The 2,705-nt window shown below is 59.3% G+C and carries 1 protein-coding gene and 1 pseudogene; both read right to left on the reverse strand.

The window, feature by feature from the left end; genetic code table 11:
• Positions 1 to 497 (reverse strand): annotated as a pseudogene (locus tag BN4348_RS59010) (IS1634 family transposase); the annotation flags it as partial.
• A gap of 300 nt (positions 498 to 797) precedes the next feature.
• Positions 798 to 1,310: a MarR family winged helix-turn-helix transcriptional regulator gene (locus tag BN4348_RS59015; protein ID WP_066917772.1), complete on the reverse strand. Its 513-nt coding sequence runs from the start codon at positions 1,308 to 1,310 to the stop codon at positions 798 to 800.
• Between the last annotated feature and the right edge of the window lie 1,395 nt (positions 1,311 to 2,705).

Genomic DNA, 2,705 nt, shown 5'->3' on the forward strand with positions numbered 1-2,705 from the left:
CCCAACCGGGCATGAGAAGCACACATGGCCGAAAGCGCTTGCCGGAAACTGGGTTTGGCGAACACCGGCAGCCGGCGGTTGAGCGTCGGATACGACACCGGCGCGATGCCGGTCTCCTCGATGACGCGCAGGGAATCGGCCTTGCTGGTCGGCTCAATGATCCGTGCGAGCACCAGCTGGCGAAACGCCGCATCGCCGTCGGCAGCCTCGTCGAACCCGAGGATCTCGTAGGCAGCACACAGTGCATCCCACAGATGAGCGGCCTTCGAAGAGGTGATCGGCAACGGCTCGGACTGCGAGCGCGCCGCCAGCCCAAGATCCAACTGGGCCTGCCCGGCGGCCAGCCGCTGAGCAGCCGCAGCCTTCAGCGCGGCCACCCCCGCAACGTCATGGGCCGAGCCCAGGTGCTCGATCTTGCGTGACCCACGCCGCGTCGACCACACGATCTGCACCGCCGTGGCACCCGAGGAGGTCTTCACCGTGCGCACATACGCCACCAAGGCACCCTACGAGGCCAGCCCTAGTGCACAAATCCGCACCAGGAGAACACTCAACCGCCAGGTCAGAGCTTTACGAAGTCGCCAAACCCGCAACGGTGATAAAAGTCAGGTTGCATGATGGGAACGCATGCTCGACGCCGTCAGCTCTGGGCAAGAGCGTGTCTCGCAATTAGGCGCCGGTGCGAACCATCGATCGACCCCCACGGCCAGCCACTTCCATCTGGTTGTCGATGTGCCACCGCCGCACGGTAGCCCGTCGATGTCATCGGCCCGGGCGCGGCCTCGCGGGCCAGCACCCTAGAGGGGCTTGAACCGGTCCATTACCTGGGAGTTGTTCAGGGGCTGACTGATTCGTCGACAGCTGTCACCCATAGCGATCATCTGCTGCCGCGTCATTTGGTTTAGGTAGTGTTCGCGAATGTGCCCCGCGTAGGTTTTCGTGGCGGGTTGAAGCCGCAATCGCCCCTCGCGTGTGACGGTGGCAATCACTCCTCGCTTGTCTCTTGTGCTGCGACTGCGACGAACGAGACCCTCTGATTCCATGCGGCGGATCTGCTGCGTCATTCGGCTGGGCCCAACCGCCAAAGCTTCGGCAAGGTCGCCCATCCGAGCTGAGCCGCCGTTCGAGCGAGCCAGCATATCCAGCACCAGAAAGTCAAACAGCCCGAGCCGGTGCACCTTCATGAGTTGTCGGTCCAAAGTCTCGAGCAGGAGCGCCGACGATTCCAGAAACGCTTGCCAGCATCGCTGCTCCGTATCATCGAATCCTGGAAGGCGATTGATCGGCGGTTCTGGACCCGTCTCTTCCACGGCGGGGGACGGTATCCAACAAAATCGTCGCGTAGGCGATGAAACGACGTAAGCTTCAACGATTGTCATGGATCCACCAGCCGAGAATGACTGCCGGCAACTCCGGAGGAGGCACTTTTGCGCTGTTCATAGCCCTCCCGACTCCGCCCCAGAAAACTGTCAGTCTGAAACATCTGGTTCAAGGTGAAAATTACTTGTTGGTAGCTTTCTAGAACGCGTTCCACACGACGCTCCGCATAGCCATTGTCTAGCTCATTCTAGGATCACGCGCTGTTCAACGGCGTACAGGGATTATTTCGGAATTAGCTGAATGCCTCGATAGTGCGACACGATCTAGCCCGTTCGAATCACTGCACAGCGGTCTAATGTGTGAGAATTAGCTGCGTAAGACCTACCGCGAGGCGTTCGGATTCTCCCGCAAACTGACAAAGCATTAGCTCGGTATCCAAGGACGGGCTCCGCTATCTTGAAGAGCGGATTATTAGGTCCCAGAGGGGCAGGGCCAATCCGGTCACCGCATTCAAATGTGTACTGGCGAAAAGGATTTCGCTCGAGTAAAGACTCCCAGAGGTGTCCCTTGACCGGTGGGGCCCGCTCCTGAGTGATTGATCGATGCTTTGACCGCAGGGATTATATTGGGCGCCTTGCGGTATAGGGCGCGCCGGGCGTTGGATTCCACACTATTCAGAAGAGGCGAGTGCCGCCGTCAGGCGCAAAGGCCCGCAGAGTGACAGTACTTCGCGCCACGGCATTTCGGACTGTTTGGCCCCCAATCAACTAGGGTCGTCATAACCTTGCATTGGAACGAAATATGCTGTGACACATGGCAAGTGTGATATGCTTGATGATGAGCGTCAAAATCGTTCTGGCCGTGGCGAATTCAGTCGCAGATTTCAGCTAGGCGGATATGAGATACCCTCGTCAAGCCCAGCGTTCGTCGCGGCCAGGCACACAGAAGCGCCATATCTTCGTTAGCTGGCGGAAAGACGAAAGTCCTCGCTCGTAATCGGTGGCGGTATCCTTCGAGCCAAAGATCGCTTGCTCCCGAACATTTCCTACCTCCCCTACAGCCGCACCTACCCGCGCCGACTGCGAACCGCCGCCGCGACATGACGCGATGACGCGGACTTACTGCGAGGCGACCTACTTGCCATCGTCGACGCTAACCTACCGGTTGGTCGGAACGCGAGGATGTAATCTCTCATGGGCGCCTTCGTCGTCCGAAGCCGAAACAGCTCGTGTCATTCGCCAGGGTGATGGGACCACTGTTTGGCCACGGGCTAGGGACCACCTGTTTGGCTCAGTGGGGATGATGTGTGCTTGACGGTGAGCTGTCAACCGTGGGCTTTTGACGTTGTCGGTAAGACGGTCCTTCGATGACGAGTTCGTGGGCTG

Origin of the sequence: Mycobacterium interjectum (assembly GCF_900078675.2) — a bacterium.
GTDB classification, from domain to species: domain Bacteria; phylum Actinomycetota; class Actinomycetes; order Mycobacteriales; family Mycobacteriaceae; genus Mycobacterium; species Mycobacterium interjectum.